Here is a 26,168-nt window from a genome sequence, read left to right as displayed (position 1 = left end):
ACAGCAAACAAAGGACCGTACAAGCACCGCCTGGTCCGCTCCACTCGGTTTGCTGCGCGACAGCGCTGCGTCGAAGACGTCGAGGGGGTTCAAACAGGCCTGTTTCTGTCGCAGAACAGTACTGATCTCAGCGCTTGACCGTTTCCTCCAGCGTGAACCGACCCAGCGGGTTCTGGCCGAAGTGTTCGATGTTCTTGCGCGATACGCTGATGTACGGGCTGTAGTAGAGGTCGATCCAGTTCACGTCAGCCTTGGCCATTTTCTGCAGGTCGATGTACATCTGCTCGCGTTTTTTCGGATCCATTTCCACGCGGGCGGCGGCGACCAGTTCCTTGACCTTGTCGTTCCTGTAGCGAGTCATGTAGTTCATGTTGGTGTCATGCCCGAGCACGAACGTGGTCTTCTGGTCCGGATCGAGAATGTCATTGGTCCAGTACATGACGGAGATGTCGTAGTCACCGGCGATCAGCATGTCCCAGCTCTGGCTCGGGTCGACTTTCTGAAGCGTGGTGGTCACGCCGACCTTGGCGAGTTGCTGCTGAAGCATGACGGCGATCTGCTCGTCGACTTCGTTGCCTGCGTTGACGATGTAATTGAGTTTCAAGTCTGAGGCGCCCGCATCGGCCAGCATTTTCTTCGCTTTGACCGGATCGTAAGGGCGTTGCAGGTTGTCGGCGTAGTGGTACAGCGCGCCTTTAGGAATGTAGGAATTGGCGACAGTACCCAGTCCGAAGGTAGCGGCTTCGACGAGGGATTTCTTGTCGATGGCCATGTCCAGCGCCTGACGTACTTCCACTTTCGCCAGCGCGCCATGCTCGTGGTTGATCAGCAGGTGATCTTCGCGGGTGGACGGATCTTCGTGTACGACCAGACCGGCGTCTTTCTTCAGGGTCTCGACCCGGGAAAACGGTACGTAGATCGCAGCGTCCAGCTCGCCAGCCTGGACCTTGAGCATGCGGGTGTTGTCGTCCGGCACGGATATCCATTCAACGCCGTCGAGGCTGACGGTCGAGGCTTCCCAGAAGTTGGGGTTCTTTTCCAGAATCACCCGGTCGCCACGCCGCCATTCCTTTACGGTGAATGCGCCCGAACCCACCGGTTTTTCCGCGTAGGCTTCTTCGCCCAGCGTTTTCATGGCCTTTTCCGACAGAATCGAAACATTGGGCAGCGCCAGTTGCGAGAGGAACGAGGCCGACGGGTGTTTCAGGGTGATCACCAGCGTGTGCGGGTCGCTTGCCACGGCGGTGTCGATGATCTTGTAGGAGTCGCTCCACAGCGAACCTTTGTCATCGCGAATACGCAACAGGCTGAACACCGCGTCGCTGGCGGTCAGTTCGGAGCCGTCGGAGAACTTCGACGGGCGCATCTTCAAGGTGTACGTGAGCCCGTCCGGTGAAATGCTCCAGCTTTCTGCCAGCCCCGGCACCAGTTTCGTGCCCTTGTTATCGACCCGGATCAGCACATCGTAGACGTTGGAGAACACCCAGTTGTCGATGTTCTGCGCGCTCTTGATCGGGTCGAACGTGGTGCCGTCTTCGCGGCGGCCAATGGTCAGCACGCCAGCGGCTTCCGCCACCCCCGCGGCCAGGGAACAGGCCGCCAGCATGGCGACGGTCAGCAACTTCACAGGTCGTGCTTTCATATACGGAAACTCCTTGTCGGTATCGAGAACGGATAGTGATTACGGGATCAGAAAACAGGTTCTTCAAGCACGCAGTCGTAGCGCTGTTCGCCCACATGACGCGTCGGCGGCGCGATGCTGGAACAATCGACTCGGGCAAAACGGCAGCGGGGATGAAACGCACAGCCGTCCGGCAGATGCAGCGGGCTTGGCGGTTCCCCCTGTAGCGGCTCGCCGGGCAGCGGGCGATCCGGATCGATTTCCGGAATCGCCTGAATCAAGGCTGCGGTATAGGGATGACGCGGGCTGAGAAAGACCGATTCGACAGGTCCTTCCTCGACGATTCGACCCAGATACATCACCGCCACCCGATCACAGAGCCGGCGTACGATGGCCAGATCGTGAGCGATGAACAGAATGGCCAGGTTCATGCGCTGGCGCAGTTCCAGCAGCAGATTGATGATCTGGCCCTGAATCGACACATCCAGCGCGGCCACGCATTCGTCGGCAATGATCAGCCGCGGTTCGATGGCCAGCGCGCGGGCGATACCGACACGCTGGCATTGCCCGCCGCTCAAGGCACCGGGCTTGCGGTCGACGAATTCGGGGCGCAGGCCAACCATGTCCAGCAACTCGATGACCCGGGCCGGGATGTCGGACCTGGCGACCTTGCGCTGCACGTGCAGCACCTCGGCCAGCGTGGCTCCGATGGTCATGCGCGGATTGAGCGAAGAGAACGGGTCTTGAAAGATCATTGCCGTTTCGCTGCGCAGGCGCTGGAGATGAATGCCGCTGCCCTGCGCCACGTCGACGTCATCAAACACGATCTGCCCGGAAGTCACGTCATTGAGGCGCAAGATGGCGCGGCCCAGCGTGCTCTTGCCGCTACCGGACTCGCCGACCAGTCCCAGCGTTTCGCCTGCGCCTATGGTCAGGGACACACCGTTGACGGCCTGAACCCATTGCTTGCGCATGCCCAGAAAACCGCTTCCGGAAGTCGGGAAGCGCACCACCAGATCATTCACGTTCAGCAATGTCGGGCCACTCATGAGTGCACCTCTTCGGCATGCGCCAACGTCATCGGTAACGGGTAATGACAGGCAGCGGCGTGGCCGTTGCCCACAGGTCGCATGAATGGTAACTGTGCAGCGCAGTCCGGCCCGGCATGCGTGCAGCGAGCTTGGAACCGACAGCCTTCAGGCAATGCGTCGAGCAGCGGCGGTTGACCGGAAATGGTGCGCAACAGCGCATTGCCCGCACTGCTGGCAGGCTGACACTCGATCAGGCCGCGTGTGTAGGGATGCCGCGCACGGGCCAGCACATCGCGTTTGCTACCGTGCTCGCACAGGCGACCGGCGTACATCACCGCGATTGAATCGCAGGTTTGCGCCACCACGCCCAGGTCATGAGTGATCATGATCAGTGAAAGTCCGTGACGATCACGCAGGTCAAGCAACAGACGCAGGATTTGCGCCTGCACGGTCACGTCCAGCGCTGTGGTCGGCTCGTCGGCAATCAGCACCTGCGGGCCGCAGCCCAACGCCACGGCGATCATCGCGCGCTGGCGCATGCCACCGGAGAATTCGTGGGGATAGTTATCCACGCGAGAAGCCGGATCAGGAATGCCGACCTGACGCAACAGGTCGATGGCCTGTGCCCTGGCCTCGCGCTTCGACGAGCCCTGATGCAGACGAAAACCTTCGGCAATCTGCTCGCCGATGCGCATCAGGGGGTCGAGGTGGCTGCTGGGGTTCTGGAAGATCATGCCGATGCGACGCCCGCGCATAGCGCGCATCCGGGCTGCGTCGAGCGTGAGCAGATCGATATCGTTGAGCAACACCGAGCCACCGCGCACCTGCAGGTCGGGCGACGGCATCAACTGCATCAAGGCCCGACAGGCCATGGTCTTGCCCGAACCGCTCTCACCGACCAGACCGAGAATCTCACCCTGATTGAGATCGAATGACAGCCGGTCCACCAGCGTCACCTCGCGGCCACGGTTGCTGGCCACCACGCTCATGTCGTTGACCTTCAGCACCGGCGTGCTCATCGGCGTTCTCCCAGTGTTTCGGCTACACCGTCCGCCAACAGGCTGAAGCCCATGGCCAGGGTAACGATGGCCAGGCCTGGAAACAGGCAGATCCACCAGGCCGACGTCAGAAACGCCTGGCCTTCAGCAACCATCGTGCCCCACTCGGCCAACGGTGGCTGCACGCCAAGGCCCAGGTAACTGACCGCTGCACCACTGAGCAGTACCAGCACGGCATCGGACATGGAAAACACGACGGAGCCGAACAGCGCATTGGGCAGCAGGTGGCGAAACAGAATGCGCAGGTGACCAAAGCCCAGGCTCTTGGCGGCAAGGGCAAAGTCGCTTTCCTTGAGCACCAGAATCTGCGAGCGGATCAGGCGCGCGTAAGACACCCAGCCCACCAGCGCCATGGCGATATAGAAGCTGGTCAGGCCAGGACCGAGAATCGCGATGATTGCCAGCATCAGCACCAGAAACGGGAACGCCAGCACGATGTCGATCACGCGCATGCACAGGTTGTCGAAACGACCGCCGATGTAGCCGGACAGCGCGCCGACGACGGTGCCGATCATGAACGGGAACACCACGCCCAGAACGCAGATCTGCAGGTCGATGCGGGCCGCCCAGATCACGCGGGACAAGATGTCGCGGCCAAAATTGTCGGTTCCGAACGGATGCGCCGGATGCGGCCCCATCAGGCGCAATTCGGTGTTCTGGAAGATCGGATCATAAGGCGCCAGCCACGGCGCGAAGATCGCCAGCAGCAGCCACATGCCCAGCAGCGAGCCGCCGAGCAGCATGGCCAGTCGGCCGTTGCGCAAGCGCAGACGCAGTCGCGTGTGCCATTGAGCGGGTACGTGGGCCTGAGCGGTATTCATTTGATGTTCACCCGGGGATCGACGGCCACTGTGGCAACGTCCGCCAGAAAATTCACCATGACTGTCGCGCAGGCCAGCACCATCGCGACGCCCTGCACCACCATGTAGTCGCGGCTGAAGATGCCACGCACCAGTAACTGACCAATGCCCGGAATGGCGAACAGGCTTTCGACGACCACAGTGCCGCTGATCAGCCAGCCGATGTTGACCGCCAGAAGATTGATGGAAGGCACCAGCGAGTTGGGCAGAACGTGACGGCGGAACAGTGCGCCTTCACTGACACCCCGGGCACGGGCTGCGGTGACGTGATCGGCCTGCAATTCCATCAGCATGCTGGCGCGCAGGTTGCGCACCAGCACTGCGGATAAAGCAAGCGCGATGGTCAGGCACGGCAGCACCATGTGGTGGATCTTGTCCAGCCAGTCGTTGCCATAGCCTGACACCGGAAACCAGCCCAGCTTCACGCTGAACAGCAGGATCAGCATGATGCCCAGCCAGAAAGCAGGCATGCCCAGCCCTGTGGTGGTGAACACGCGAATCAGGTTATCGCCCCAACTGCCTTTGTTGCGCGCGGCAAGCGTGGCCAGGGGGATAGCAATCAGCAGGGCCAGCAACACGCTGCCCAGCACCAGAAACAGAGTGGGCTCCAGGCGTGTGACGATCAGTTTCAAGACATCGATCTTGTACAACAGCGATTTACCCATATCGCCCTGCACCAGGTTTTTCATGAAATAGACGTATTGCATCCACATCGGCTGATCAAGGCCGTACTGGGCACGAATGTTGGCCAGCGCATCCGGCGTGCTGCGGGCCCCCAGCAGGATGCGCGCCGGATCGCCGGGTATCGAGCGCACCAGAATGAAGGTCACCAGACTGATCCCGAACAATACAGGCAAGAGCTGCAGCGGGCGCTGGAGAATGAAACGATAACGACCCAGATTCATTACATGTCCCGAGGTGGTTGAAGAAGATCAAGCAGGACCGAAAAAATCGCTGCGGGCCTCTCATGATAGAACGACACTTCAGAACCGTTGGAAAACACCTGTCGCGTGATCCTGCTTCGCAGCAGATAACCGCCTTCTATCAAACAAAACGTAACCTGCGGGTGAAACGAAATGGTGTGGGAGGCGGCTTGCCGGCGATCCGGTTTCCCAAGCTCCATGGCAGCGACTGAACTGCCCCCATCGCCGGCAAGCCGCCTCCCACAGTGCCCTGTTCTCTGCGAGACACCGCGGTACCAGGCACTCGCGATGCCCCCAAGCCGCCATGACTCAACCCTATCGCGCCGCTCGTCGGGTGACAGCTAGCAATTCTTATAGGTTTTTCAATGCACAGGTCATTCGGATTCAAGCGCGTGGCACCGTCTTTGCTTCGTTCATTGCTATAGTTGTCACTCGATGGGTCGAATGACAAAGGAAGTCATGCCATGCACGTGAGGTTGTCGGATTTCAATACACGTCTACAGTCTGCGGCTACGCTGGACCAGCAGATGGACTGCGCATGGATGCTCGCCGCGGGACTCGGTTTCGACGCAGTGGTTTATGATTACAGCCCGGTGCCCGTGTCCCATGATGGTGCACTGATCACCCCTTCATTGCTTGCACTGCGCAACGCACCCGAAGACTGGCACACGCTCTGGTGCCGCAAGGGCTATTACCAGATCGACCCTGTTCAGCAACTGGCGGTGAACAGCGTTTCGCCCTTCGTCTGGTCTTACCAGCCCAAGGCGGAAACCGTGTTGCGCACAGTGATCAAGGACCTGCACACACCTGTGGTGCGCTATCTCAACGAGTTCCATATGACCTGCGGCGTGACCGTGCCGATCCACATGCCCAGAGGTGGGTTCGCAACGCTCACCGGTATTTGCTCCGACAGCAGCGACGCGGCCCTGGAAGACGCCAGACAAAGTCTCGCCGAGTTCGGCCTGCTGGCACATGCCTTTCAAGAAGTGGCGTACCCGATGTTCGATGAGGCGCTGCACTCCTGCACGGCAATCAAGCTCACGCGCCGCGAACGTGAATGCCTGCGCTGGTCCGCCGATGGCCTGACGGCCAAGGAAATTGCCCAGCACCTCAACCGCTCCGTTGCCACCGTGACGCTGCACCTCAACTCCGCCATGCAGAAGCTCGGTGCGAAGAACCGCGTGCAGGCTGTGGTGCGCGCTGTACATTATAGGTTGCTGGACAGCTGACCCTTTGTTTCAGGGGCAAAACCTATCATTTCTTACAGTTATCGCTGACGAAAAACATCGCTAAGGTACCCCGATCCATAACCGGGGGACCGACAGCATGTCAGAGATCACAATTCAGGAAGATAAAGCTCCCTTTGGCCAATACCAGACCTGGTATCGGGTAACAGGCGATCTGCGTGGTCCCCACACGCCGCTGGTCATCCTGCACGGCGGCCCCGGCTGCACCCATGACTACGTAGATGCGTTCAAGGACATCGCCAGCACCGGCCGCGCGGTCATTCATTACGACCAGTTGGGCAACGGCAAGTCGACTCATTTACCAGATAAAAAAGCGGATTTCTGGACAGTCGATCTGTTTCTGGCTGAACTGGACAACCTGCTGATGCACTTGGATATTGCCAACAACTACGCCCTGCTTGGCCAGTCCTGGGGCGGCATGCTCGCCTCCGAACATGCAGTACGCCAACCTTCCGGCCTCAAGGCGCTGGTCATCGCCAATTCGCCGGCCGACATGCACACCTGGGTCAGCGAAGCCAACCGCCTGCGTCGGGAGTTGCCGGAAGCCGTACAGAAAACGCTTTTGCGACATGAGGAGGCGGGCACTTTGCAGGACGATGAATACAAGGAAGCGTCTCGCCTCTTTTATAACCGTCACGTATGCCGAGTTAACCCGTGGCCAGAGGAAGTGCAGCGTACTTTCGACCAGATCGATGAAGACCCGACCGTGTACCACGCCATGAACGGCCCGACCGAGTTTCATGTGATCGGCACCATGAAAGACTGGACCATCATTGATCGCCTGCACCTCATTCAAGTGCCAACGCTGCTTATTTCCGGCCGTTATGACGAAGCCACGCCGCTCGTGGTGAAACCTTATGAAGACAATGTGCCAGACATTCAGGCGGTTGTGTTCGAAGAGTCCAGCCACATGCCGCACGTGGAAGAGCGCACGGCATGCATGGGTGTCACCGCGAAATTTCTGGACAGTGCGACTGCATCCGCAAAGGCCTGATGCAACGCCACAGTATCTGGCCGAATATGAAGAGCATTTGCTCTATGCTATCGGCCTCGCCGCCTCCCGCTAAATCAAGTGTGATCGGCATCTGGCGCGCACTTCCAGAACGCCGGACACATCGCCGCCGAAATACGCCAACTCTTTAGAGCAACTACTTAAATAAATTCTCTATTATCGGGATAGATAAAATCTATAATCCGGTTCTTGACGCTCTTTAACCGCGCCAAGCCACTTCCAGTAACGTTTATTTAAGTGAATATTTCTTAACAAACATTCAACTCAATAAAGTTCTACTCCGGCAGAAACACTGTTTATAGGAGGGGATCACTCTACCCTCCGCAAACGCTTTGCCACCGGAGGCAAACATGAACCTCAGATCCCTCAATATTTCACGCAGGGCGTCGCTCTGCTTCGGCATCATCACGGTCCTGCTGGTCGGGCTCGGTGTCTTTTCGTACGTACAGATGGGCCATCTTAGGACGGCCGAACAAAACATCTCGCTGAATTCGCTTCCCAGCGTTCAGGTCATTGATGACATTCAGGTCGCCCTGCTTCATGCGCGTCTGGAAAGTATCCGAATGCTGGCCACCACCGAGCCGACCTCGCATTCTGCGGCTGTCGCCAAAACCAATGACGCCATCGGAGCGCTTCAGTCGAGCAGTGATTTCTATCGAAAGAACCTGATTTCCGGTGAGCAGGACCGCGTCAACTTCGACGATGCCGGCTCGAAGATGATGCAGTACATCAATGGCGTAAAACAGGTCATTGCGCTGGACTCCACGGATCACGAAAAGGCCCTTGTGTTCGCCAACACTGAGCAGGCGCAACGGGCTGTTGCGTACCAAGACAAGCTGACCGCCCTGCGCGAGCAGAACGTACAGGAAGCCAAGCGCTCCGGGGGTGATGCCACCGTGGTGTATGACCATAGCGTCAAGGTACTCATCGGCGTCGTGATCGTTGCCTTTATTCTTACGGTGTTCCTCGCCGTCGCTCTGACACGCAGCATTGTCGAACCGATCGGTTCATCGCTGAAACTGGCTGAAGACATCGCCGCAGGCGACCTGACCCGACAACTTGAAGTGACCGGCAAGGATGAAGCATCGCGTTTGATGCACGCGCTGAACCTGATGTCGAAGAACCTGCGCGACACCGTTCAACAGATTTCCGGCGCCTCCACACAATTGAGCACTGCTGCGGTCGAAATGACGTCCATCACCGAAAGTGCCGACCGTACCCTGCAACAGCAGAACAGCGAAATCGAGCAGGCGGCCACCGCCGTGAACGAAATGAGCGCTGCGGTAGAAGAAGTTGCGCGCAACGCAACGTCAACGTCCGAGGCGGCCAAGCAGTCTCGCGTAGCCGCTGAACTGGGCAACAGGCGGGTAACAGAAACGCTGACCGCGATGCAGGGGCTGACTCATATGGTGGAAGGCTCTTCAGCGCAGGTCACCGCACTTGCCAATCAGGCGCAGGACATCAGCAAAGTGCTCAGCGTCATCCGGGCCATTGCCGAGCAAACCAACCTGCTGGCCCTGAACGCCGCCATCGAAGCCGCACGTGCCGGCGAGCAGGGCCGTGGCTTTGCCGTGGTGGCCGACGAGGTTCGCGCCCTGGCTCACCGTACGCAAACGTCGACGCAGGAAATCGAGCAAATGATTTCTGCCATTCAGGCAGGCTCCTCTGCAACGGTCGAATCCATGCAAAAGAGCACTCTGGAAGTGCACAGCACCCGCAAGACTGCCGAAGGCGCTGGTCAGTCGTTGCTCCAGATCACCGACTCGGTTCTCGAAATCAACAACCGCAACCTGCAGATTGCGACCGCTTCGGAAGAGCAGGCTCATGTTGCACGAGATGTGGACCGCAGCCTGATCAGCATTCGTGACCTGGCGATCCAGAGCAGCGAAGGCACTCGCCAGACACTGTTGGCCAGTAACGAATTGTCCAGACTTGCCGTGAACATGAATAATCTGGTGTTGCGATTCAGGACGTAATGTCGCAAACGACAAACAGGCCAAGGGACGGTGAACAGCACGATCACCGTCAGCGGCTTAACCGTTTTGACAGTCATCCCGTCGACTGCTTAGATCCAAACGAATGCGCAACGGGCAACCCTAATGATCTTATGGAGCGAAAGCACATAGTAGTTGAGATTTTTCTTTGAGATTTTCATATAGCGATGCAACTTGCACTATAAGCGTGCACAAATACTGACAAAATGCTATCACTCTTGCGTAATATAAGCGGATAGTCTCTGTATCAGTCACGTTACACACACGTCTCATCAGGTATGATGCGCACTACTCTGAGTAGTGGAAATACGCGGCATGCCTTGCAGAATTATTGTGGCCGATGATCATCCGTTATTTCGTGAAGGCATGCTGCGCACTGTAGAACGCCTCGTGCCTGACGCGGTAATCGAGCAGGCTGGCAATCTTGATGAAGTGCTCGAACTGGCACGCTCGGGTGACGAGATTGATACGCTGGTGCTGGACTTGCGCTTTCCCGGCCTTGCTTCCATGCAGACCATTGCCGAACTTCGCAAGGAGTTCAAGCGCACGTCAATCATTGTGGTGTCCATGGTCGATGACATGGAAACCATTTCGGAGGTCATGGCGCATGGCGCCGATGGCTTTATCGGCAAGAATATCGAACCCTTGGAAATCGCCGAAGCCTTCATTGCCATTCGCAACGGCGACGTGGTGGTCAAGTACAAGCCGGAAGGCTCGATTCTGAGTGACGTGGAAATGTCTGCACTCAGTCACCTGACCAGCAGGCAGAAGGAAGTGCTTGGACTGGTCGCTTCAGGCAAGACCAACAAGGAGATCGCCAAGGAACTGGGCATCTCGCCATTTACGGTGCGCATTCATGTTTCCAGTCTGCTCAAGACACTGGGCGTGCCAACCCGATCCGCTGCGGCCGCGCAATTTTCCAGCCTGTCCATCAAGTAACCGCCATGTCGATATTGCCCAAACGCATTGATCTGGAAATGACTCAGGCGCTATTGCGCATGGCCGTCATTGCCACGTCGACGCTGTACACGCTTATAACGTATGCGCTCGATGAAATCTCCGACGAGCGCATGTTTGTCATTCTGGGTTACTGCCTGGGTTTCGGCATTGTGACGATCGGCCTGATCGTACGTATTGCCCAACGTCCGGGAGCTTCCGGCAGGCGCCGCCTGTTTGCGCTGGTCACTGACAACCTGGCGGGCATCGTCACCATTTCCGTGGGTGGCGAAGCATTGCTTCCGGTGTACTCGGTCATGCTGAGCATGACGGTCGGTTACGGCATGCGTTACGGGCGCAATTACTTGTTGCTGGCGACCGGTTTTTCGATGATCTCCTTACTGATCATCATTGCCCTGACACCTTTCCTGCGAGAACACCACGCGGTCGCGGTCATGATGATCCTGACGATGCTGGTGCTGCCGTTGTTCGTTTACTTTCTGCTGGGCCGACTGCATCTGGCGCTCAAGGAAACCGAAGAAGCCAACCAGGCCAAGTCACGGTTTCTGGCCCAGGCCAGTCATGACCTGCGCCAACCGATTCACTCCATCAGCCTGTTCACCGCCTGCCTGCGCGATGCCAGTCTGGGTGACAATGAGCGTCGACTGGTCGATAACATCGACCGCGCACTGGGTTCGGTCGAGCAGTTGTTTCGCTCGTTGCTGGACATCTACACACTCAACCGGGGTGAAGTCACGCCACGCCTGGAGACGGTCGATGTAGATACGCTGCTCAAGGGTCTGGCGAGCCAGAACAGCGAAGCTGCCAGTTGGGCCGGTGTGCAGATTCGTGTACGCAACAGCAAGCACCACGTCCATACCGACCCGGCGCTGCTGAGTACACTGTTGCAGAATCTGATTTCCAACACCTTCAAATACGCCCCCGGCAAACCGATACTCATCGGCTGTCGCAAACATAAGGGCAAGCTGGACATTGGCGTCTATGACCAGGGTCGCGGTATTTCCGCCGAGCACTTGCCCCACTTGTGCAACGAGTTTTATCGCGTGCGGGAAAAGCGCGACCGGGACATCGAAGGTGTCGGGCTGGGTCTGAGTATTGTCAGCCGCATCGCCCGGCTGATGAAATTGAAGGTCAATATACGCTCGACTCCGGAGCGCGGCACAGTGGTGATTATTGCTGGACTGCCCGTCGTCACCGCCAGTCTGCCCGTTCAGATTTCGAACATCGACTGGAACAAGCGTCTGCTCGGCGGACTGCGGGTCATGCTGATCGAGGACAATCAGAGCGTGCTGCAAGCCACCGCCATGTTATTGGGAAAATGGGGATGTAACGTCCAGACCTCTGTCAGCATTCCCGATGCCCACGTTGACTGCGATCTGGTCATCACTGATTTCGATCTGGACCGCAGCGCATCAGGCGCCGACTGCATCGCTTACTTGAACCGGCTGGAAGGCCGACGGATTCCCGCCATCGTGATCACCGGGCACGAACTTCAACATGTCCGTCAGGCATTGAATGACCCGGATATTCCGGTGCTCTCCAAACCGGTCCGTCCCGCCGAACTTCGCTCACTGTTGCTGAGCTTCAAGGTGGGTTCGACGCCATCGTCCGATGGGCAAAGTGACGAATCTGTTTCGGTGCTTCAATAGGTTCTGAAGTCTCGTACGATGTCACCTCTGAACTCGATATAAAGTCGAGTGATCTTCACTTTTTGACCTGGCGCACTGGCGCCTGAAAGTGAACCCGCGTCATCCATGATCTCTTGCGCATCTCCCACCTTGTTCTGGCCCGTAATGATTGCACTGGCAGAGTCACCGGCCCCGTATCGGCTCGTGTACTTGTAAGCCATATCGGTAAGCTTGCCCAATTGCGATTCGCTACGATCGTAAAGCCATTCGGAAGAATCATTGCCCAAATTATCACTTACGCGTGTGGGCGCGCCAAACTTCTCACGGATCTGTTGTTTGGACGACTTGTTGACGACGATATTGCTTTTAATGAACTCGGGCGCATATTTGGCTTCACCCGTTAAAGAGTCCAGCCCGCCAAATGGAGTACCCCCGCCGGTTGAACAGGCCGTCAGTGCCGTCATTATCAATCCTGCGGCTGCCCATCCTTTTAACCTTGCCACTCGGCCAAACCCACCCATTCCAGCGATCTCCACTATCAGCCTATCGTTAAGGGTCTATCGAAAATCCGGCGCGAAACGTCTCGCGAGGCCGCTGTAATCAGCGGCCCTGAAGGTGAATGTGCATAGAAGATTCGATATCAGCTAGTTGAGTAGGGTAAGTGGCTCAACCGATGCAGGGCTATAGTGCAGATGTACTAGTCAGGTCTTCACACGGACAGACTAAAAACGGTACGTCGCTCCAATACCGAGAAAACTTGCACTGTTTTCATACCGTGCGCTGTAACTGGCCAAGGCGTTGGAACGGCTGACGTTCACGCTTTCTTCCTTGAGCCAGGAATAGGCAATATCAAGGGTCAGGTCGTTGGTCAGGTCGTAGCCTGCGCCCACGCTATATATCGTGCGATCGCCTGTCGGCGTGCGCGGCGAGCGGTTGGTGTTGCTGGTTGGCGATTGATCGAAACGGATACCGGTTCGCAGAAGCCATTGAGCGTTAAGACGATAGGACGTGCCCAGCGCATAAGCCCAGGTATCGTGCCAGTCCAGACCGCCCGCAACGGCATTGGACAGCGATGAAGCCAGCACACCGCCGACCGCCGGGCTGATGCTTTGTGTGCTGAAATCCAGATCTTTCATGCGACTCCATCGGGTCCAGGTCGCCCCAGCGTAGAGTTTCCAGGCATCGCTCAGGTCTTGCATGACCGAAAGATCCACCGACTCCGGCGTGTCCAGTTGCAGCGAGCAGTCGTATCGATTGCTGGTCAGCACTTGCGGCGGCGTTCCGGCACCTGTGGCTACGCCGGTGTGGCAATCAAGGTCGTAGCGGACCCGCGAGTGGTAGGTCATGCCTGCCCGCGTGGTGTCCGTCAGGTCGGCCAGAATGCCGACATTGAAACCCACGGCCACATCGTCGCCCTTGACCTTCACGTTGGTGTCCGGGATAGCAGGGTTGAGCGTCAGGTCGGACTCCAACTCGCCTGCAAACCGGTTGATGGTCGGTCCGAAACCAATGGAAACGCGATCATTGAAGGCGTAGCTGATGGTCGGTTGCAGCGTGATGACACGGGCGTCGCTCCTGCTGGCAAAAGCACGGCCCTGAAAGCCCGACTCGTAATCGGTGGCCAGACCGAACGGCGCATAAACCCCCATTCCGAATGCCCACTGTTCATTCGGTTTGTAGGTATAGAACCCGAATGGAATGGCCTTGAACGGCACCATGTCGCCCTTGTTCGTACCACCGGACCGACCGCTTGCGTTGCTGATGTCAGTGGACGCGTCGATAAAGGTGACGCCGCCAGTGATCTGCTGCCCCTCAAGCCGCGCCATGCCCGCCGGGTTCCCATACACCGTACTCGCGTCATCCGCAGCCGACGCACGGCCTGCGAACGCCGTCCCCATGCCACTGATGCTCTGTTCGTTGAGTCCGAAGCCGCCAGCAGAAAGCTGGGTCGAAACCACGGCAAAGGTAAGGCCCAACGTGATTTTTTGCATGGATCTCGCTACTCGTGGCAATTAAGTGTTCGGTAGACATCATCAGACGTTAAGGCATGTGCGTCGCGAGCATTCGTGGACCTGAAAGGCCGGTTGGTACGCGCAGCAGACAGTCCTGGACCGACTCGACGGTCAATCAGCGAGCGTATCAGCGAGTAAAAATGCGCTCCATAGTACAGGTGTACTAATGGCCCCTTGCCGCGTCATGATCAGGTTGTTTGATAACGGGTTAACGGCCCCCCATTACGGACGGTTCATGATCATAGGGTTGTTAGTGCATTCAAATGAGAAAGCTTATTGAAGCCAACGCCATGTCACTAAAGGGCCTGCTGTCATATTCCCGGAATTTTTCATGTATCCCCTGATCAGGTGTGGCAGGATCAGCAGCGGCGAAAGTGTGATGCAGTTCAAGGACTGCCGGACGCTTTGCCAGCTTCTTAATGATCAGGTCGGGGCATCACATTGAACACCACATTGACTTCAGCAGAACTGGCCGTCATCAGTGAAATCGAAACCACCTCAAGTTTGTTGAGACTGGTCACCCGACTCACCGGGCTCAGATTCGCCGCCATCGCCAAAGTGACCGACAGCAGCTGGACCGCATGTGCTGTGTATGACGAGATCAATTTCGGGCTGGATGCCGGTCATGAGCTCAAACTGGAAAACACGTTCTGCAACGAACTCAGACTGAATCACCGCCCTATCGTGATCAACGAAGTGGCGACCGATCCTGAATACGCTCAGCACTTCATTCCGGCAAAATTCGGCTTCCAGAGTTATTTCTCGCTGCCGATCATTTTTCCGACCGGTGATTTCTTCGGCACGCTGTGCGGCCTTGATCCGCTGCCGAAAAAGCTCGACGACGAACAGCTTCTGGAAACCCTGAAAGTGTTCTGCACGCTGATCGCAAACACACTTTACGCGCACCAGCAACTCACTGATTTACAGGACCAGATGATCGCGGTGCGTTCGGAGCGGACTGCGGTCTGAGCAGGCGCTCCGTGATCAGTGTTCGTTCCTCCTAACCAATAACGTCTCCTGCGCCAGCAACAAAAAGCCCGGCATGAACCGGGCTCCCGATTTACAACGCAGTCGCCTGAGCGTTACTGCGCAGTTCTCAGCTTGATCACGTCGCCGGAAATAGTGGTGGTGTAGCCGTTCAAGTCTCAGGCTATGAAGGAACAGTCATGAAAGGATTCAGTCAGCGTGACTGCTCAACTCGATACCTGTGTATCCCGGTCGGCTACGCTGGCTGAAATTCAACGCATGCCCCTCTATCAGGCTGAAGGAGCAATCGCGTCAGGACTTGTCTGACTCCTCGCTGCCATCTCTTCCACCTGATGCCTGTCCTCCCTTTCTGCCTGCTTCATCTGCCCGCGCCGGGTCGTTGGCGAAGTTGCCGGGATTGTTTCCCCAGTACTGGCCATTGTTTTCGTCCTCCGTGATCGGCCGACCGTTTTATTGCTGTCGCATGCAATGGAAAACGCCGTGAGGGCAGTCGATCCGGAAATTCGAGGGCCGGACGACGAATGGCAAAAATGGTTCCATTTTGTTCAGGAAGGTCCGGACTGCCCGGTTTTAAAGGCCCTTCACCTCATCGAAAGCATGCCAGACAGGCGTTTTAGTGCGCCGGGGTTCTTAAAAGGGGCTATAGATAAAAATGACGCGCTGATAAAGTGAACTTCGTGATGTCATATGGTCATCACTCATGCATCGCCCTCCGAGATATCCATGACCGCTTGCGCCCCTATCCCGTTCAACGAAACGCAACGCCTGTTGCGTATAGCGGAGCTGTGCGTGCTCGAGAACACGGCAGACGATGTCTTTGATGAAATCGTGGAGATGACCGCCAATTTCTTCGATGCCCCCATCGCGCTGATTTCCATCGTCGACGAGCATCGACAGTGGTTTCGCGCCCGGGTTGGCCTGCAGGCCCAGGAAACCCCTCGCGACGTTTCGTTCTGCGCCTACACGATTCTGGCCGATGAGCCGTTCGAGGTCGTTGACGCCACGCTCGACGAGCGATTCATGGACAACAACCTGGTCACCGGACACCCCGGCATTCGCTACTACGCGGGCGCGCCGCTGATCACTGATGACGGCATCGCGCTGGGCAGTCTGTGCGTGATCGACACCAGCCCTCGTGAGCCGATGAGCGAAAAGCAGGCGAACATGCTCAAGCGCTTCGCCTCACTGGTGATGAAACGCATCGTTGGCTTGAGGATGAGCTGCTTCATCGACCAGCCTACCGGGCTGTATAACCGTTCGCGATTGCAGGAAGATATCAGCCAGACCCTGGGTTTGAAGCAGAACTACCGGCTGGTCGTTGCGGACATGATTACCCCCGAGTTTCTCAACGACATCGTCAAAGCGCTGGGCTACAGCTATTCACAGGACCTGGTGATGGCGATAAAAAATCGCCTGCAGCGTCTTCTGCCCAACGATTGCTCGCTCTACAAGGTCAGCCCGACACGCTTTGGCTTTTTGCTGCCTGAAGAAGCCGCGAATGAAACCATGTTTCGTGCGATTCTCAACGACTTCGAAACGCCGGTGCAGTGTCGCGGCATTCCGGTGCAGATGCAGGTTGGCCTGGGTGTGGTGGCTCTTGATCACACCGACAGCGCCGAGCAGGACTGGATGCGCCTGGTGATCAGCGCCGCTGACAACGCTCGTGACCTTAACGTCGGCTGGGCCATGTATGAACCTCATTCCGATGCCGCTCAACAGCGTGCCTTCAAACTGCTCAGCTCACTGACTCACGCTGTGCATGCACACGATCAGTTGCGTCTGGTCTATCAGCCCCGCATCGACCTGAAGTCCGGCCATTGCACCTCGGTTGAAGCGCTGCTGCGCTGGAACCACCCGACCCTGGGGCCGATCGGTCCGGCGGAGTTCGTGCCGCTGGCGGAGAAGACTGCGCTGATGCGCCCTTTGAGCCTGTGGGTGCTCAGAAACGCGATTGAGCAGGCGGCCCACTGGCAGCGTCAGGGTTTCGATTTCCGAATTGCGATCAACGTCACGCCTGAAGACCTCACAGGCCCGGCATTCACCGACACCATGATCGGCCTGCTGCGGGAACACGATATTCACCCGACCCGTTTCGAGCTTGAATTCACCGAAGGCGCGCTGATGCAAAACCCCGCCGAGGTCCGCAGTCAGTTGGAGCGCATGCGTGAAATGGGCATGGATGTCGCGATTGACGATTTCGGCACGGGCTATAGCAACTGGAATTACCTGCGTCAGTTGCCGGCCACTACGGTCAAGCTCGACCAGTCGCTGATTCGCAACCTGGTGTCGGACGAGACGGATCAACGCTTGGTAAAGGCGCTGATCGGCCTGGCGAAAAAACTCGGTTACTGCGTGGTCGCAGAAGGCATTGAAACCGATGAAATCCGTACGCTGGTCAAGCAATGGGGCTGCGATGAAGGACAGGGCTACCTGATCGCAAAACCTCTGGAAGCCGACGTGATGGTGAATTGGCTCAGCCCCACGCAGCGCCTGCAAAGTGTTGCCGAGGCAACACTGGCGGCCGCCTCACGCGATAAACGGTTATAACCTTAGAACACATCTTCATAACCGGTCATAACATAAGCCGCTATGCTGCCCGCCACTTTTTGCCTGATACGTTTGTTTGACAGGGTTGGATATGGACGCGGGTGGTTTAGGGTTTGTAGTAGCAGGACTGGTGGTTGGCTTCATCGTGGGCATGACCGGTGTCGGAGGGGGATCGTTGATGACCCCGATACTGCTGTGGTTCGGTATCAATCCGGCAACTGCTGTGGGCACCGATCTGTTGTACGCCGCGATAACCAAATCCGGAGGCGTGCTGGTTCACCGTAAGAACGACAATATCGACTGGAAAATAACCGGTCTGCTGACACTGGGCAGCGTGCCCGCAGTGTTGCTGACGCTGTGGTTCCTGAGCACCCTGCATGCGGCACCCGACGCCCTGAACGCAATCATCAAACAGGCGCTGGGGATCGTGTTGCTGCTGACCGCCCTCGCCGTCCTGTTCAAGAAAAGACTGCTGGCCTTCGCCCATGGCCGTGGTGACGGGCATTCCTTTTTCAAAGGCACCAGCCTGACCGTGCTTACCGTTGTTACAGGCCTGATTCTTGGCACCATGGTGGCGCTGACGTCGATTGGTGCAGGCGCCCTCGGTACCGTGGCGCTGTTCATCCTGTACCCGTTGCTGCCGACCCGCCGCCTGGTGGGAACCGAAATCGCCCACGCTGTACCCCTTACTCTGGTTGCAGGCCTGGGCCACGCCAGCATGGGCAACATGAATTGGGAACTGCTGGGCTGGCTGCTGATGGGGTCGCTACCGGGCATCTATTTTGGCAGCCATATGGCCGGGCGCGTGTCTGATGACCTGTTGCGTCCGTTCCTGGCGATCATGCTGGGAATGATCGGCTTCAAGCTGGCGTTCTGATCAACGTCAAGCTGTCACATCCATGCGTCAGGCTCGCCCTGCAAACACGCTTTGAAGACTGTGCAGCGCAACACATTGTGCTGCACAGGTACATTGGTCGGGATTTGTATTTTTTTGTAGCTCAACGCCGTTTTTCGGCGCAGGATTTTGCCGGTCTGCTTTCGCGCCGGTGCTCGGCACAGACTCATCCTTGCTGACTGGAGATGCCAATAATGCTTATCCGAATTGAAGAAGGTGTTTACGGGGCCCACTGGGTCGTGAAGCTGGACGACTATCCGGTGACCTGCCGGAGCTGGCAGGAAGCCAAGGAATTTGCTGACCGCATGAAATCCAGAATCGACGCCCCCCATTCGCTTCCGCTGTCCGCACGACATACCGTAGCCGAACGAAGCGTGCCTGAACGACATTCGAGGGCGATGGCTCGCTGATCCTTTGCTTCTGTTTGCAGAAACATTTGTTTCCTGTAACAACTGAAACGTCGCTGCCCTGACAGCGGCGTTTTGCTGTTCGTCTTTCCCGGACTATTCACCTGAATAAAAACTGAAATCCATTCTCGTTTCGGTGACATCCATTTCACATCTTCTTCACGTCAGGCTGGGTAAATTGAACCCACTCCTTTGATGAATCCCATTTGGCCCACCCTGTTGTGGGCCATTTTTTTGCCTGCAAGAAAGTGACCTGCATCGCGCATGCAAAGCTTGCCTGATCCGACTTACTCCACTTGCGAGCGAGGCTGTCCTGAATCCTTGGTTGCGAGCACAACCGGGTTACCCAGCGCCCCGCTGCTCTGCTCGGCCAGCCGGTCACTGCCTGTACCACTGGCCACCGAACGGCTCCAGTGTGTGGTTACAGTTGCCATCCAGCCCAGCAAAAACAGCACAACGGCCTGCAATGCCCATTTGCTGATGATCGACATGCGCTCTCTCCTCATTCAGGTCTGGATGGCGAGCATGTAAACACCTCGTCATTGCAGAAGAATTGCAGAGTTTCAGGTTTTTGCCACTGTGCCGCACATCCTTTTTTGCTGAGCTCGGCCGCCGCTGCATCCTTCCTGATTTCAGGGTCAGTGTGAATGATTGCGGTGAGCATGCCCGTGAGTCCTACCTCAGCTCGACGTTCATTCAGGATTTCAGGAGCCAGGCGATGCCTGTCGCGAACTCGAAAAAAGACGCTACCTCCAATAAAGACAAATACACCGACAAACAGAAACGCAAAGCCGAACACATCGAACAGAGCAGTCCGACGGAGGCGAACGCAAGGGTGGCTCGGGAACCAAAACCCCGGCATCCAGCAAGTCGGCAGCGCGCCAGGGGTTTGAATATTGCCGGTCTCAATTGCCGCTCGGCCGTCACAGCGGTGAACAACCGGGCGCTGGCAGCCTTCGAGGAGTTCAGGAGAGATGTTTTACTGATTGAATCGGAGCACGACGACTATGTGCACATGCCAGGTTGATGAGATCGCACTGCCTCCGGGCTGGCGCACTCACTGACCTATTGTCTGGTGGACCGTGCAGACCATGTACTGAGTAGCGATACCAGCCAGAGCGTCTAAGGCTCGCTCACCAATCGAATCAGCGAGATGGTCGTTGGCGGTCGACTGGTGGGTAACCCACACCACTCAGCCAAGTAACCCGTGACCCGCAGACCCGCACGCAATCCCGGAAGACGGCCTCAGTACTTGGTGCTTTGCTGTTCAGGCTTGGCGGGTGTGTCGACATGGCGCGGACCGGCGACCAGCAGCGCCAGCACCCCGAGAATCGGCACGGCGACAATCACGATGATCCACATCAGTTTGTTGCTGGACTCCGTGACGCTTTTACGGACACGCATCACCGCCCATATATCCGAAATCACGATCAAAGCCGTAATCGCTGCAAACAGCCACAAATGATTTTCCGATATCCAAGGCATTTGAAATCTCCTGCGCATTCAACGAAGGCGGCCAGACCGGCGCCCTTACTGTAGAAGAGGCTCGAGAGCCCCTTAAAGTTCAGAGAAGTAGGAAAAATCAGGCTTTTTCCGAGCGCTCGACTGCCATCGGTCCAGAGCGGTGAAACCATTGCGTCAGGCGGTATTCAATCCGAAGAGGCTCGCAAGGATCTGCGAGACCCTTTCGCTATCGGAGGGAATGTCATGAACGCGCTTATCGTCAAACTGCTCACCCGCCCTGCACAAGCGTGGAGAAACATACGCGACGAGGAAGAGCACAGCCCGCGCCAATATGTGCCGCACCTGATACTGCTCGGTCTGATTCCGGCCATCTGCCTGTACATTGGCACGACGCAAGTGGGTTGGAGCATGACGTTCGAGGACAGGGTCTGGCTGAGCACCAAGAGTGCACTGCAGCTGTGTACCCTGCTCTACGTCGCGATCCTGGTCGGTACGACGTTGATGGGTACGTTCATCCGCTGGCTGTCACGCACCTCCGAAGCGCGGCCAACGCTCAACCAGTGCATCGGCTTCGCCACTTACACCATCACCCCGTTTTTCATCGCAGGCCTTGCAGGGCTGTACCCCAGCCGCTGGCTGATGATTCTGGTACTGGGACTGGCATCCATCCATTCGACCTTTCTGTTGATCATCGGCATTGGCACCTTCATGCGCTTGCCACCGGGCAACGCCCCGCTGTATGCGGCCGCTGTCTGGGGCTTCGGCGTGCTGGTGCTCGTGACGATTCTGGTGTCGACGATACTGCTCTGGTACCACGTGCTCACGCCTGATTACGTGCGCAACGTGCTGGGTGAAGTGCCGGGTGGTTGAGGCAAGATCGGTACACCTCTGGAGTGGCCAAGGCTGTCGCCCGGCAAATTCGTGGGAGCGACCGGGCGGCGCTCCCACGAATTGAGGTTTCCAATGGGTTACAGGTTGTTTGACAAGCGTCTGGACTGAACTCAGCGCGTCCTGGCCGGTGTAGCGTCTATCTTCACCCGAAACAGGCTATAGGGTTTTTCCCGTAAATCCTTGCCCCCGTGAAACAGCGCCTGGCGATGCAACTGATTGGCTATGAAATAAAGGTAGCCGTCGTTCGCCACCGACAATGTGTCCGGCCACAGCATCCGAGGATCGTGAGCGACCGTCTGCCAGGTCCCGTCCGCAAGACGTTTGCGAATGCTGTTGTCTTCATAGTCGCCAGCGTAGATCGCACCATCGCTGTCGGCCTCCAACCCATCCGACGGCCCTTTTTCTCCCAGATCCTGTACCGCTGCGACAAGTTGCTCCTCAGTAACGGCTGGATCGCGCAGCAGCTTTGTGGACACCGAATACAGGTGTCGGCTGGAAAGCGCAGAGAAGTAAAGTGTCTGGCGATCCGAGGACAAGGCGATACCGTCGGACGCCACCGCAAAGGGTTTGCTGGTACCGTCGGCATTACGCATTTTCAGTACCTGACCTTCAACCCTTGGCACAAAGCCCGGATCTGCCGACGTCGAGGCAGCGCCACTCAAACGACGCACGGCCTTGCCGGTCGCAACGTCCATGACAATGATCGCGCCGGGGCCACTGACAGACGAGTCGGTGACATAAATCACGCCTTCCTTGCCGGCACTGAAGTCAAAACGCATGTCGTTGACATAGGTGCCCGGCAGAATGACGTTTTCAGGAAAAACCAGCGTCTTGACGACCTTGTTTGTCTTGAGGTCAACGGCCACCAGTTTGGCACCGCCAGCAAGCGGCCTGGAGAATTCCGGAGCAGCGGTATCGAGTATCCACAGGTGGCCCAAGCCGTCGGCGACGACGCTCTGAACGCTGATGAATCCCTTCTCGGGATGCTGAGGGTCGGCCTGGTTCAATGCGCTGTCAGGATAAGGCACCACCTTGCCGTCGCGTAATTCACCGACAGTGAAAGGCACCTTGTCGCCCCAACGCGGAAAGTTGACAAAAATGCGCCCTGTTTCACTCACGCTGACACCTGTCGGCATGGCGTCATGGAACGCGAAGACCTGTTCGATTTTTCCCACAGGCTTGTCTTCTGGAAGTTTGGCGGGAGTCGCAGCCTGAACAGCCTGGCTACCGAGCGCAACCATCAGGGCCGCAGAGGCCCAGGACATCGGTTGTTTGAAAGACAAGAAAAGTCTCCTTGGCCAGCATCAGCAGGCCAGTAGTGAAAATGAACATGGCTCATTTGCAGGATCGGCTGTACCGAGCAGGCAAATACATCTGCGGCGGATACTGATCCCTTTGTTGCAAAGAAAGAAGCCGTTAAATTCACTAACACTTTCAATCAAATAAAGAAAATGAGGCGGCTGACGGCGACTGCACGAGTGGCTCAGTCACCACCTGATGTCTTTCGCTCAAGAGATGGCCGCCGTTTTTGACAGGGGCAAATGTGAAGACCTGTCAGACGGTTGTCTGAAGGACATCCGCTACCTCAGAGCGATAGCGGATTGCGGGAATGTTTCTACCTCACCTGCCGGGAACACGCCCCGACACCTCAGGTAATCGGCGCGGGGTTGAACAGGGTAATGTCGTTGTGCAGGCGGTAGTGCTCGGTCCAAGTCTTTTTCTTGCCGCTGGCCACTTCCAGATAATAGTGGAACAGCTCCCAACCCAAGTCCTCGATGCTCGCGCGCCCAGTAGCGATGCGCCCGGCGTCGATGTCGATCAGATCTGGCCAGCGCTGGGCCAGCTCGGTGCGGGTCGAAACCTTCACGACAGGTGCCATCGCCAGACCATACGGCGTGCCACGTCCGGTGGTGAACACATGCAGGTTCATCCCGGCCGCCAGTTGCAGCGTACCGCATACGAAGTCACTGGCCGGCGTGGCGCAGAAGATCAGGCCTTTGCCGTTGACCCGCTCGCCAGGGCCGAGCACGCCGTTGATCGCGCTGCTGCCGGACTTGACGATAGACCCGAGGGATTTCTCGACGATGTTCGACAACCCGCCTTTCTTGTTGCCCGGCGTGGTATTGGCGCTGCGGTCCGCTTCGCCTTTGGCCAGATAACGGTCGTACCAGTCCATTTCGCGCACCAGTGCCTGGGCAACGTCCTGATCCTGCGCACGGGAAGTCAGCAAATAGATAGCATCGCGCACTTCGGTCACTTCCGAGAACATCACCGTAGCGCCCGCACGCAGCAACAGGTCCGACGCATAACCCAGCGCCGGGTTGGCGGTGATGCCGGAAAACGCATCGCTGCCGCCGCACTGCATGCCCAGAATCAACTCGGATGCCGGCACCGTCTCGCGACGACGCAGGTCCAGCTTCTTCAGGCGAACCTCGGCCAAGTCCATGATCTGCTCGACCATTTCACTGAAGCCGTGGCTGGAGTCCTGAAGCTTGTAGAGCCAGGGCTCACTCAGGTCCACCGAGCTGTCACCCTCGTGCATGACCTGACCGGCCTGCAGCTTTTCACAGCCCAGGCTGATGACCAGCGCCTCGCCACCCAGATTCGGGTTGCGCGCCAGATTGCGCACGGTGCGGATCGGGATGTAGGCGTCGGTGGCGGTAATGGCCACGCCGCAGCCGTAGCTGTGGGTCAGGGCCACAACGTCATCGACATTCGGGTATTTGGGCAGCAGTTCGTCACGGATGCGCTTGACGGCGAAGTCGAGTACTCCGGTCACGCATTGAACGGTTGTGGTGATGCCCAGGATGTTGCGAGTGCCCACGGTGCCATCGGCATTGCGATAGCCTTCGAAGGTATAGCCTTCCAGCGGCTCGCCCTTCGCAGGTACGGCATCGGACATCGGCAGGCTGTCGAGCGCAGGTGCTGACGGCATGCGCAACTGGTCTTCCCTGACCCAACTGCCACGCGGTATCGGTTGCAGGGCATAGCCGATGGTATGGCCGTAACGGATCACGGCATCGCCCTCGGCCAGGTCAACGGTGCTGACCTTGTGGCTCTGCGGTACGTTATCGACAGTCACCAGGCCGTTATCGAATTCGGTTCCGGCCGGCACACCCTGGTCGTTGACCACGACCACCACGTTATCCAGCGGATGCAGCCGGATGTAACGTGGAGAATCGGCATGTTGAATCAGGTTCATCACGGTTTCCTCAGGATTTTGCTTCGGAAAGGTTGCTGGCCGGATCGGTCGGCAATGGCCCCTTTACAGGCGGCTCTATCAATTCCACACGCTTGATTTCACCCACGATGAAAATGTAACTGATCACCGCCAGCAGCGCGTTGGCGCCGACGAACACCAGTGCCCATTTGAACGAGCCGGTGGTGCTGATGATGTAACCAATCACGATCGGGGTGGTGATCGATGCAATGTTACCGAAGGTGTTGAACAGGCCGCCGCTCAGACCGGCGATCTGCTTGGGCGATACGTCGGACATGACAGCCCAGCCCAGTGCGCCCACGCCTTTGCCGAAGAATGCCAGGGCCATGAAGCCCACGACCATCCATTCGATGTCGACATAGTTGCAGGTCACGATGGACGTCGACAGCAGCAGACCGCCAATGATCGGTGCCTTGCGGGCGAAGGTCAGCGAGTGCCCCTTGCGCAGCAGGTAGTCAGAGATGATCCCGCCCAGTACGCCACCGATGAAACCGCAGATGGCCGGCAAGGAGGCGATGATGCCAGCCTTGAGAATGGTCATGCCGCGTTCCTGGACCAGGTAAACCGGGAACCAGGTCAGGAAGAAGTAGGTGATGCCGTTGATGCAGTATTGGCTCAGGTAGATGCCCAGCATCATGCGGTTGGTCAGCAACTGCTTGATGTAATCCCATTTCGGGCCGCTGCTGGCGTCCTTCTTCGACTTCGACTTGTCCTGATCCATGTCAACCATGCCGCCGTTACTGGCGATGTGATCGATCTCTGCCTGGTTGATGCGCGGATGGCTGCGCGGGCTGTAGATGACCTTCATCCAGATGGCGGAGAAGACGATGCCTGCCGCGCCCATGACGATGAACACGTGCTGCCAGCCGTAGGTGTAGACGATCCAGCCCATCAACGGCGCGAACAGCACAGTGGCGAAGTATTGCGCAGAGTTGAAGATGGCTGACGCCGTGCCGCGTTCAGCGGTCGGGAACCAGGCGGCGACAATGCGTGCGTTGCCGGGAAAGGATGGCGCTTCGGCCAGGCCCACCAGGAAGCGCAGCATGAACAGCGCGACAATGGCGGTGGAGATGCCGAACTCACCCACATAGCCTTGCAGCAGGGTGAACAGCGACCAGGTGAAAATGCTCAGGGCGTAGACTTTCTTCGAACCGAAACGGTCGAGCAGCCAGCCACCCGGGATCTGACCGGCCACGTAGGCCCAGCCGAATGCAGAGAAGATGTAGCCCAGAGTGACGGCACTGATGCCAAGGTCTTTCTGGATGCTGGAACCGGCGATAGCGATGGTGGCACGGTCGGCGTAGTTGATCGTGGTAACGAGAAACAGCATCAACAGGATCAAATAGCGGACGTGCGTCGGCTTGGACGTTTGCATCGATTGAACTCCCACTAGTTATTTTTTTACGCGGGTAAA

General features: G+C 57.6%; 25 protein-coding genes and 1 pseudogene. 12 read left to right on the top strand and 14 right to left on the bottom strand.

Annotation, left to right across the window (positions count from 1 at the left end):
• Nucleotides 1-127 precede the first annotated feature (127 nt).
• The 5 genes from KDX39_RS16520 to KDX39_RS16500 are packed head-to-tail and all read right to left on the bottom strand — an operon-like array spanning nt 128 to nt 5,475.
• Nucleotides 128-1,642, bottom strand: coding sequence for an ABC transporter substrate-binding protein (locus KDX39_RS16520; RefSeq protein ID WP_210042755.1), 1,515 nt, complete (start codon nt 1,640-1,642; stop codon nt 128-130).
• A gap of 47 nt (nt 1,643-1,689) precedes the next feature.
• Entirely contained in the window at nt 1,690-2,670 is a 981-nt protein-coding gene (locus KDX39_RS16515) for an ABC transporter ATP-binding protein (RefSeq protein WP_231661090.1), read from the bottom strand.
• Nucleotides 2,667-3,671, bottom strand: a complete 1,005-nt coding sequence (locus tag KDX39_RS16510) for an ABC transporter ATP-binding protein (protein WP_231661089.1) — start codon at nt 3,669-3,671, stop codon at nt 2,667-2,669. The genes KDX39_RS16515 and KDX39_RS16510 overlap by 4 nt, the downstream gene beginning before the upstream one ends.
• Nucleotides 3,668-4,531 (bottom strand): ABC transporter permease, encoded by an 864-nt coding sequence (locus tag KDX39_RS16505; RefSeq protein ID WP_231661088.1) that lies wholly within the window; start codon nt 4,529-4,531, stop codon nt 3,668-3,670. The genes KDX39_RS16510 and KDX39_RS16505 overlap by 4 nt, the downstream gene beginning before the upstream one ends.
• Nucleotides 4,528-5,475, bottom strand: a complete 948-nt coding sequence (locus tag KDX39_RS16500) for an ABC transporter permease (protein ID WP_231661087.1) — start codon at nt 5,473-5,475, stop codon at nt 4,528-4,530. Before KDX39_RS16500 ends, KDX39_RS16505 begins: the two co-directional genes overlap by 4 nt.
• 482 nt (nt 5,476-5,957) lie before the next feature.
• Between KDX39_RS16500 and KDX39_RS16495 the strand changes: the two genes are divergently transcribed.
• The 5 genes from KDX39_RS16495 to KDX39_RS16475 all read left to right on the top strand — a co-directional run bounded on the left by KDX39_RS16495 (nt 5,958) and on the right by KDX39_RS16475 (nt 12,352).
• A complete protein-coding gene (locus KDX39_RS16495) occupies nt 5,958-6,722 on the top strand; it encodes a LuxR family transcriptional regulator (protein WP_231661086.1) in 765 nt (254 codons plus the stop codon).
• Nucleotides 6,723-6,819: 97 nt separating this feature from the next.
• Complete coding sequence (locus KDX39_RS16490; protein ID WP_231661085.1) at nt 6,820-7,734, top strand: proline iminopeptidase-family hydrolase; 915 nt, start codon at nt 6,820-6,822, stop codon at nt 7,732-7,734.
• 368 nt (nt 7,735-8,102) lie between these two features.
• Entirely contained in the window at nt 8,103-9,728 is a 1,626-nt protein-coding gene (locus KDX39_RS16485) for a methyl-accepting chemotaxis protein (RefSeq protein ID WP_231661084.1), read from the top strand.
• A 333-nt stretch (nt 9,729-10,061) separates the two neighbouring features.
• On the top strand, nt 10,062-10,685 hold the full coding sequence (locus tag KDX39_RS16480; protein ID WP_231661083.1) for a response regulator: 624 nt from the start codon (nt 10,062-10,064) through the stop codon (nt 10,683-10,685).
• 38 nt (nt 10,686-10,723) lie between these two features.
• Entirely contained in the window at nt 10,724-12,352 is a 1,629-nt protein-coding gene (locus KDX39_RS16475; protein ID WP_231661192.1) for an ATP-binding response regulator, read from the top strand.
• On the opposite strand, the gene KDX39_RS16470 is transcribed toward KDX39_RS16475, so the two are convergent.
• Both KDX39_RS16470 and KDX39_RS16465 read right to left on the bottom strand, forming a co-directional pair.
• Nucleotides 12,346-12,795, bottom strand: coding sequence for a hypothetical protein (locus tag KDX39_RS16470; RefSeq protein ID WP_231661082.1), 450 nt, complete (start codon nt 12,793-12,795; stop codon nt 12,346-12,348). The genes KDX39_RS16475 and KDX39_RS16470 overlap by 7 nt on opposite strands.
• Before the next feature lie 258 nt (nt 12,796-13,053).
• Nucleotides 13,054-14,322, bottom strand: coding sequence for an OmpP1/FadL family transporter (locus tag KDX39_RS16465; protein ID WP_231661081.1), 1,269 nt, complete (start codon nt 14,320-14,322; stop codon nt 13,054-13,056).
• 462 nt (nt 14,323-14,784) lie between these two features.
• On the opposite strand from KDX39_RS16465, the gene KDX39_RS16460 reads away from it, so the two are divergent.
• Nucleotides 14,785-15,312 (top strand): GAF domain-containing protein, encoded by a 528-nt coding sequence (locus KDX39_RS16460; protein ID WP_231661080.1) that lies wholly within the window; start codon nt 14,785-14,787, stop codon nt 15,310-15,312.
• Between the two features lie 309 nt (nt 15,313-15,621).
• On the opposite strand, the gene KDX39_RS26440 is transcribed toward KDX39_RS16460, so the two are convergent.
• Nucleotides 15,622-15,768: a general stress protein gene (locus KDX39_RS26440; RefSeq protein WP_231661191.1), complete on the bottom strand. Its 147-nt coding sequence runs from the start codon at nt 15,766-15,768 to the stop codon at nt 15,622-15,624.
• Between the two features lie 42 nt (nt 15,769-15,810).
• Between KDX39_RS26440 and KDX39_RS16450 the strand changes: the two genes are divergently transcribed.
• The 4 genes from KDX39_RS16450 to KDX39_RS16435 all read left to right on the top strand — a co-directional run bounded on the left by KDX39_RS16450 (nt 15,811) and on the right by KDX39_RS16435 (nt 19,182).
• Complete coding sequence (locus KDX39_RS16450) at nt 15,811-16,002, top strand: hypothetical protein (RefSeq protein WP_231661079.1); 192 nt, start codon at nt 15,811-15,813, stop codon at nt 16,000-16,002.
• Nucleotides 16,003-16,053: 51 nt separating this feature from the next.
• Nucleotides 16,054-17,877, top strand: a complete 1,824-nt coding sequence (locus tag KDX39_RS16445; protein WP_231661078.1) for a sensor domain-containing phosphodiesterase — start codon at nt 16,054-16,056, stop codon at nt 17,875-17,877.
• Nucleotides 17,878-17,968: 91 nt separating this feature from the next.
• Nucleotides 17,969-18,754, top strand: a complete 786-nt coding sequence (locus tag KDX39_RS16440) for a sulfite exporter TauE/SafE family protein (RefSeq protein WP_099226704.1) — start codon at nt 17,969-17,971, stop codon at nt 18,752-18,754.
• A 212-nt stretch (nt 18,755-18,966) separates the two neighbouring features.
• On the top strand, nt 18,967-19,182 hold the full coding sequence (locus tag KDX39_RS16435) for a hypothetical protein (protein WP_231661077.1): 216 nt from the start codon (nt 18,967-18,969) through the stop codon (nt 19,180-19,182).
• A gap of 284 nt (nt 19,183-19,466) precedes the next feature.
• Here KDX39_RS16435 and KDX39_RS16430 read toward each other — a convergent pair whose 3' ends face one another.
• On the bottom strand, nt 19,467-19,670 hold the full coding sequence (locus tag KDX39_RS16430; protein ID WP_231661076.1) for a hypothetical protein: 204 nt from the start codon (nt 19,668-19,670) through the stop codon (nt 19,467-19,469).
• An 11-nt stretch (nt 19,671-19,681) separates the two neighbouring features.
• Entirely contained in the window at nt 19,682-19,843 is a 162-nt protein-coding gene (locus tag KDX39_RS16425) for a hypothetical protein (RefSeq protein ID WP_231661075.1), read from the bottom strand.
• Nucleotides 19,844-19,897: 54 nt separating this feature from the next.
• Here KDX39_RS16425 and KDX39_RS16420 point away from each other — a divergent pair.
• A pseudogene (locus KDX39_RS16420) lies at nt 19,898-20,061 on the top strand (termination factor Rho); the annotation flags it as partial.
• Between the two features lie 363 nt (nt 20,062-20,424).
• Here KDX39_RS16420 and KDX39_RS16415 read toward each other — a convergent pair.
• A complete protein-coding gene (locus tag KDX39_RS16415; RefSeq protein ID WP_073172084.1) occupies nt 20,425-20,664 on the bottom strand; it encodes a PLD nuclease N-terminal domain-containing protein in 240 nt (79 codons plus the stop codon).
• Between the two features lie 222 nt (nt 20,665-20,886).
• On the opposite strand from KDX39_RS16415, the gene KDX39_RS16410 reads away from it, so the two are divergent.
• Nucleotides 20,887-21,513, top strand: a complete 627-nt coding sequence (locus KDX39_RS16410) for a Yip1 family protein (RefSeq protein ID WP_231661074.1) — start codon at nt 20,887-20,889, stop codon at nt 21,511-21,513.
• A gap of 131 nt (nt 21,514-21,644) precedes the next feature.
• On the opposite strand, the gene KDX39_RS16405 is transcribed toward KDX39_RS16410, so the two are convergent.
• From KDX39_RS16405 to KDX39_RS16395, 3 genes are all read right to left on the bottom strand, one after another.
• Nucleotides 21,645-22,799, bottom strand: a complete 1,155-nt coding sequence (locus tag KDX39_RS16405) for an L-dopachrome tautomerase-related protein (protein WP_371321833.1) — start codon at nt 22,797-22,799, stop codon at nt 21,645-21,647.
• A gap of 383 nt (nt 22,800-23,182) precedes the next feature.
• Complete coding sequence (garD, locus tag KDX39_RS16400) at nt 23,183-24,736, bottom strand: galactarate dehydratase (protein WP_004883146.1); 1,554 nt, start codon at nt 24,734-24,736, stop codon at nt 23,183-23,185.
• 10 nt (nt 24,737-24,746) lie between these two features.
• Nucleotides 24,747-26,129 (bottom strand): MFS transporter, encoded by a 1,383-nt coding sequence (locus tag KDX39_RS16395; protein ID WP_099226696.1) that lies wholly within the window; start codon nt 26,127-26,129, stop codon nt 24,747-24,749.
• Between the last annotated feature and the right edge of the window lie 39 nt (nt 26,130-26,168).

Origin of the sequence: Pseudomonas sp. CDFA 610 (assembly GCF_021147865.1) — a bacterium.
Classification (GTDB): domain Bacteria; phylum Pseudomonadota; class Gammaproteobacteria; order Pseudomonadales; family Pseudomonadaceae; genus Aquipseudomonas; species Aquipseudomonas alliivorans.
Note: the sequence above shows the minus strand (reverse complement) of the source record. Positions and strands in the feature narration are given on the sequence as shown.

What these genes read in the sequence shown, in the direction of transcription:
- KDX39_RS16445 (WP_231661078.1), top strand. Translation starts at nt 16,054, where the DNA reads ATGACCGCTTGCGCCCCTATCCCGTTCAACGAAACGCAACGCCTGTTG.
- KDX39_RS16480 (WP_231661083.1), top strand. Translation starts at nt 10,062, where the DNA reads ATGCCTTGCAGAATTATTGTGGCCGATGATCATCCGTTATTTCGTGAA.
- KDX39_RS16520 (WP_210042755.1), bottom strand. Translation starts at nt 1,642, where the DNA reads ATGAAAGCACGACCTGTGAAGTTGCTGACCGTCGCCATGCTGGCGGCC.
- KDX39_RS16510 (WP_231661089.1), bottom strand. Translation starts at nt 3,671, where the DNA reads ATGAGCACGCCGGTGCTGAAGGTCAACGACATGAGCGTGGTGGCCAGC.
- KDX39_RS16405 (WP_371321833.1), bottom strand. Translation starts at nt 22,799, where the DNA reads ATGTCCTGGGCCTCTGCGGCCCTGATGGTTGCGCTCGGTAGCCAGGCT.
- KDX39_RS16425 (WP_231661075.1), bottom strand. Translation starts at nt 19,843, where the DNA reads ATGCTCACCGCAATCATTCACACTGACCCTGAAATCAGGAAGGATGCA.
- KDX39_RS16465 (WP_231661081.1), bottom strand. Translation starts at nt 14,322, where the DNA reads ATGCAAAAAATCACGTTGGGCCTTACCTTTGCCGTGGTTTCGACCCAG.
- KDX39_RS16505 (WP_231661088.1), bottom strand. Translation starts at nt 4,531, where the DNA reads ATGAATACCGCTCAGGCCCACGTACCCGCTCAATGGCACACGCGACTG.
- KDX39_RS16415 (WP_073172084.1), bottom strand. Translation starts at nt 20,664, where the DNA reads ATGCCTTGGATATCGGAAAATCATTTGTGGCTGTTTGCAGCGATTACG.
- KDX39_RS16515 (WP_231661090.1), bottom strand. Translation starts at nt 2,670, where the DNA reads ATGAGTGGCCCGACATTGCTGAACGTGAATGATCTGGTGGTGCGCTTC.
- KDX39_RS16470 (WP_231661082.1), bottom strand. Translation starts at nt 12,795, where the DNA reads ATGACGGCACTGACGGCCTGTTCAACCGGCGGGGGTACTCCATTTGGC.
- KDX39_RS16395 (WP_099226696.1), bottom strand. Translation starts at nt 26,129, where the DNA reads ATGCAAACGTCCAAGCCGACGCACGTCCGCTATTTGATCCTGTTGATG.
- KDX39_RS16440 (WP_099226704.1), top strand. Translation starts at nt 17,969, where the DNA reads ATGGACGCGGGTGGTTTAGGGTTTGTAGTAGCAGGACTGGTGGTTGGC.
- KDX39_RS16430 (WP_231661076.1), bottom strand. Translation starts at nt 19,670, where the DNA reads ATGTCGATCATCAGCAAATGGGCATTGCAGGCCGTTGTGCTGTTTTTG.
- KDX39_RS16475 (WP_231661192.1), top strand. Translation starts at nt 10,724, where the DNA reads ATGACTCAGGCGCTATTGCGCATGGCCGTCATTGCCACGTCGACGCTG.
- KDX39_RS16490 (WP_231661085.1), top strand. Translation starts at nt 6,820, where the DNA reads ATGTCAGAGATCACAATTCAGGAAGATAAAGCTCCCTTTGGCCAATAC.
- KDX39_RS16500 (WP_231661087.1), bottom strand. Translation starts at nt 5,475, where the DNA reads ATGAATCTGGGTCGTTATCGTTTCATTCTCCAGCGCCCGCTGCAGCTC.
- KDX39_RS16435 (WP_231661077.1), top strand. Translation starts at nt 18,967, where the DNA reads ATGCTTATCCGAATTGAAGAAGGTGTTTACGGGGCCCACTGGGTCGTG.
- KDX39_RS16410 (WP_231661074.1), top strand. Translation starts at nt 20,887, where the DNA reads ATGAACGCGCTTATCGTCAAACTGCTCACCCGCCCTGCACAAGCGTGG.
- KDX39_RS16495 (WP_231661086.1), top strand. Translation starts at nt 5,958, where the DNA reads ATGCACGTGAGGTTGTCGGATTTCAATACACGTCTACAGTCTGCGGCT.
- KDX39_RS16485 (WP_231661084.1), top strand. Translation starts at nt 8,103, where the DNA reads ATGAACCTCAGATCCCTCAATATTTCACGCAGGGCGTCGCTCTGCTTC.
- garD (WP_004883146.1), bottom strand. Translation starts at nt 24,736, where the DNA reads ATGAACCTGATTCAACATGCCGATTCTCCACGTTACATCCGGCTGCAT.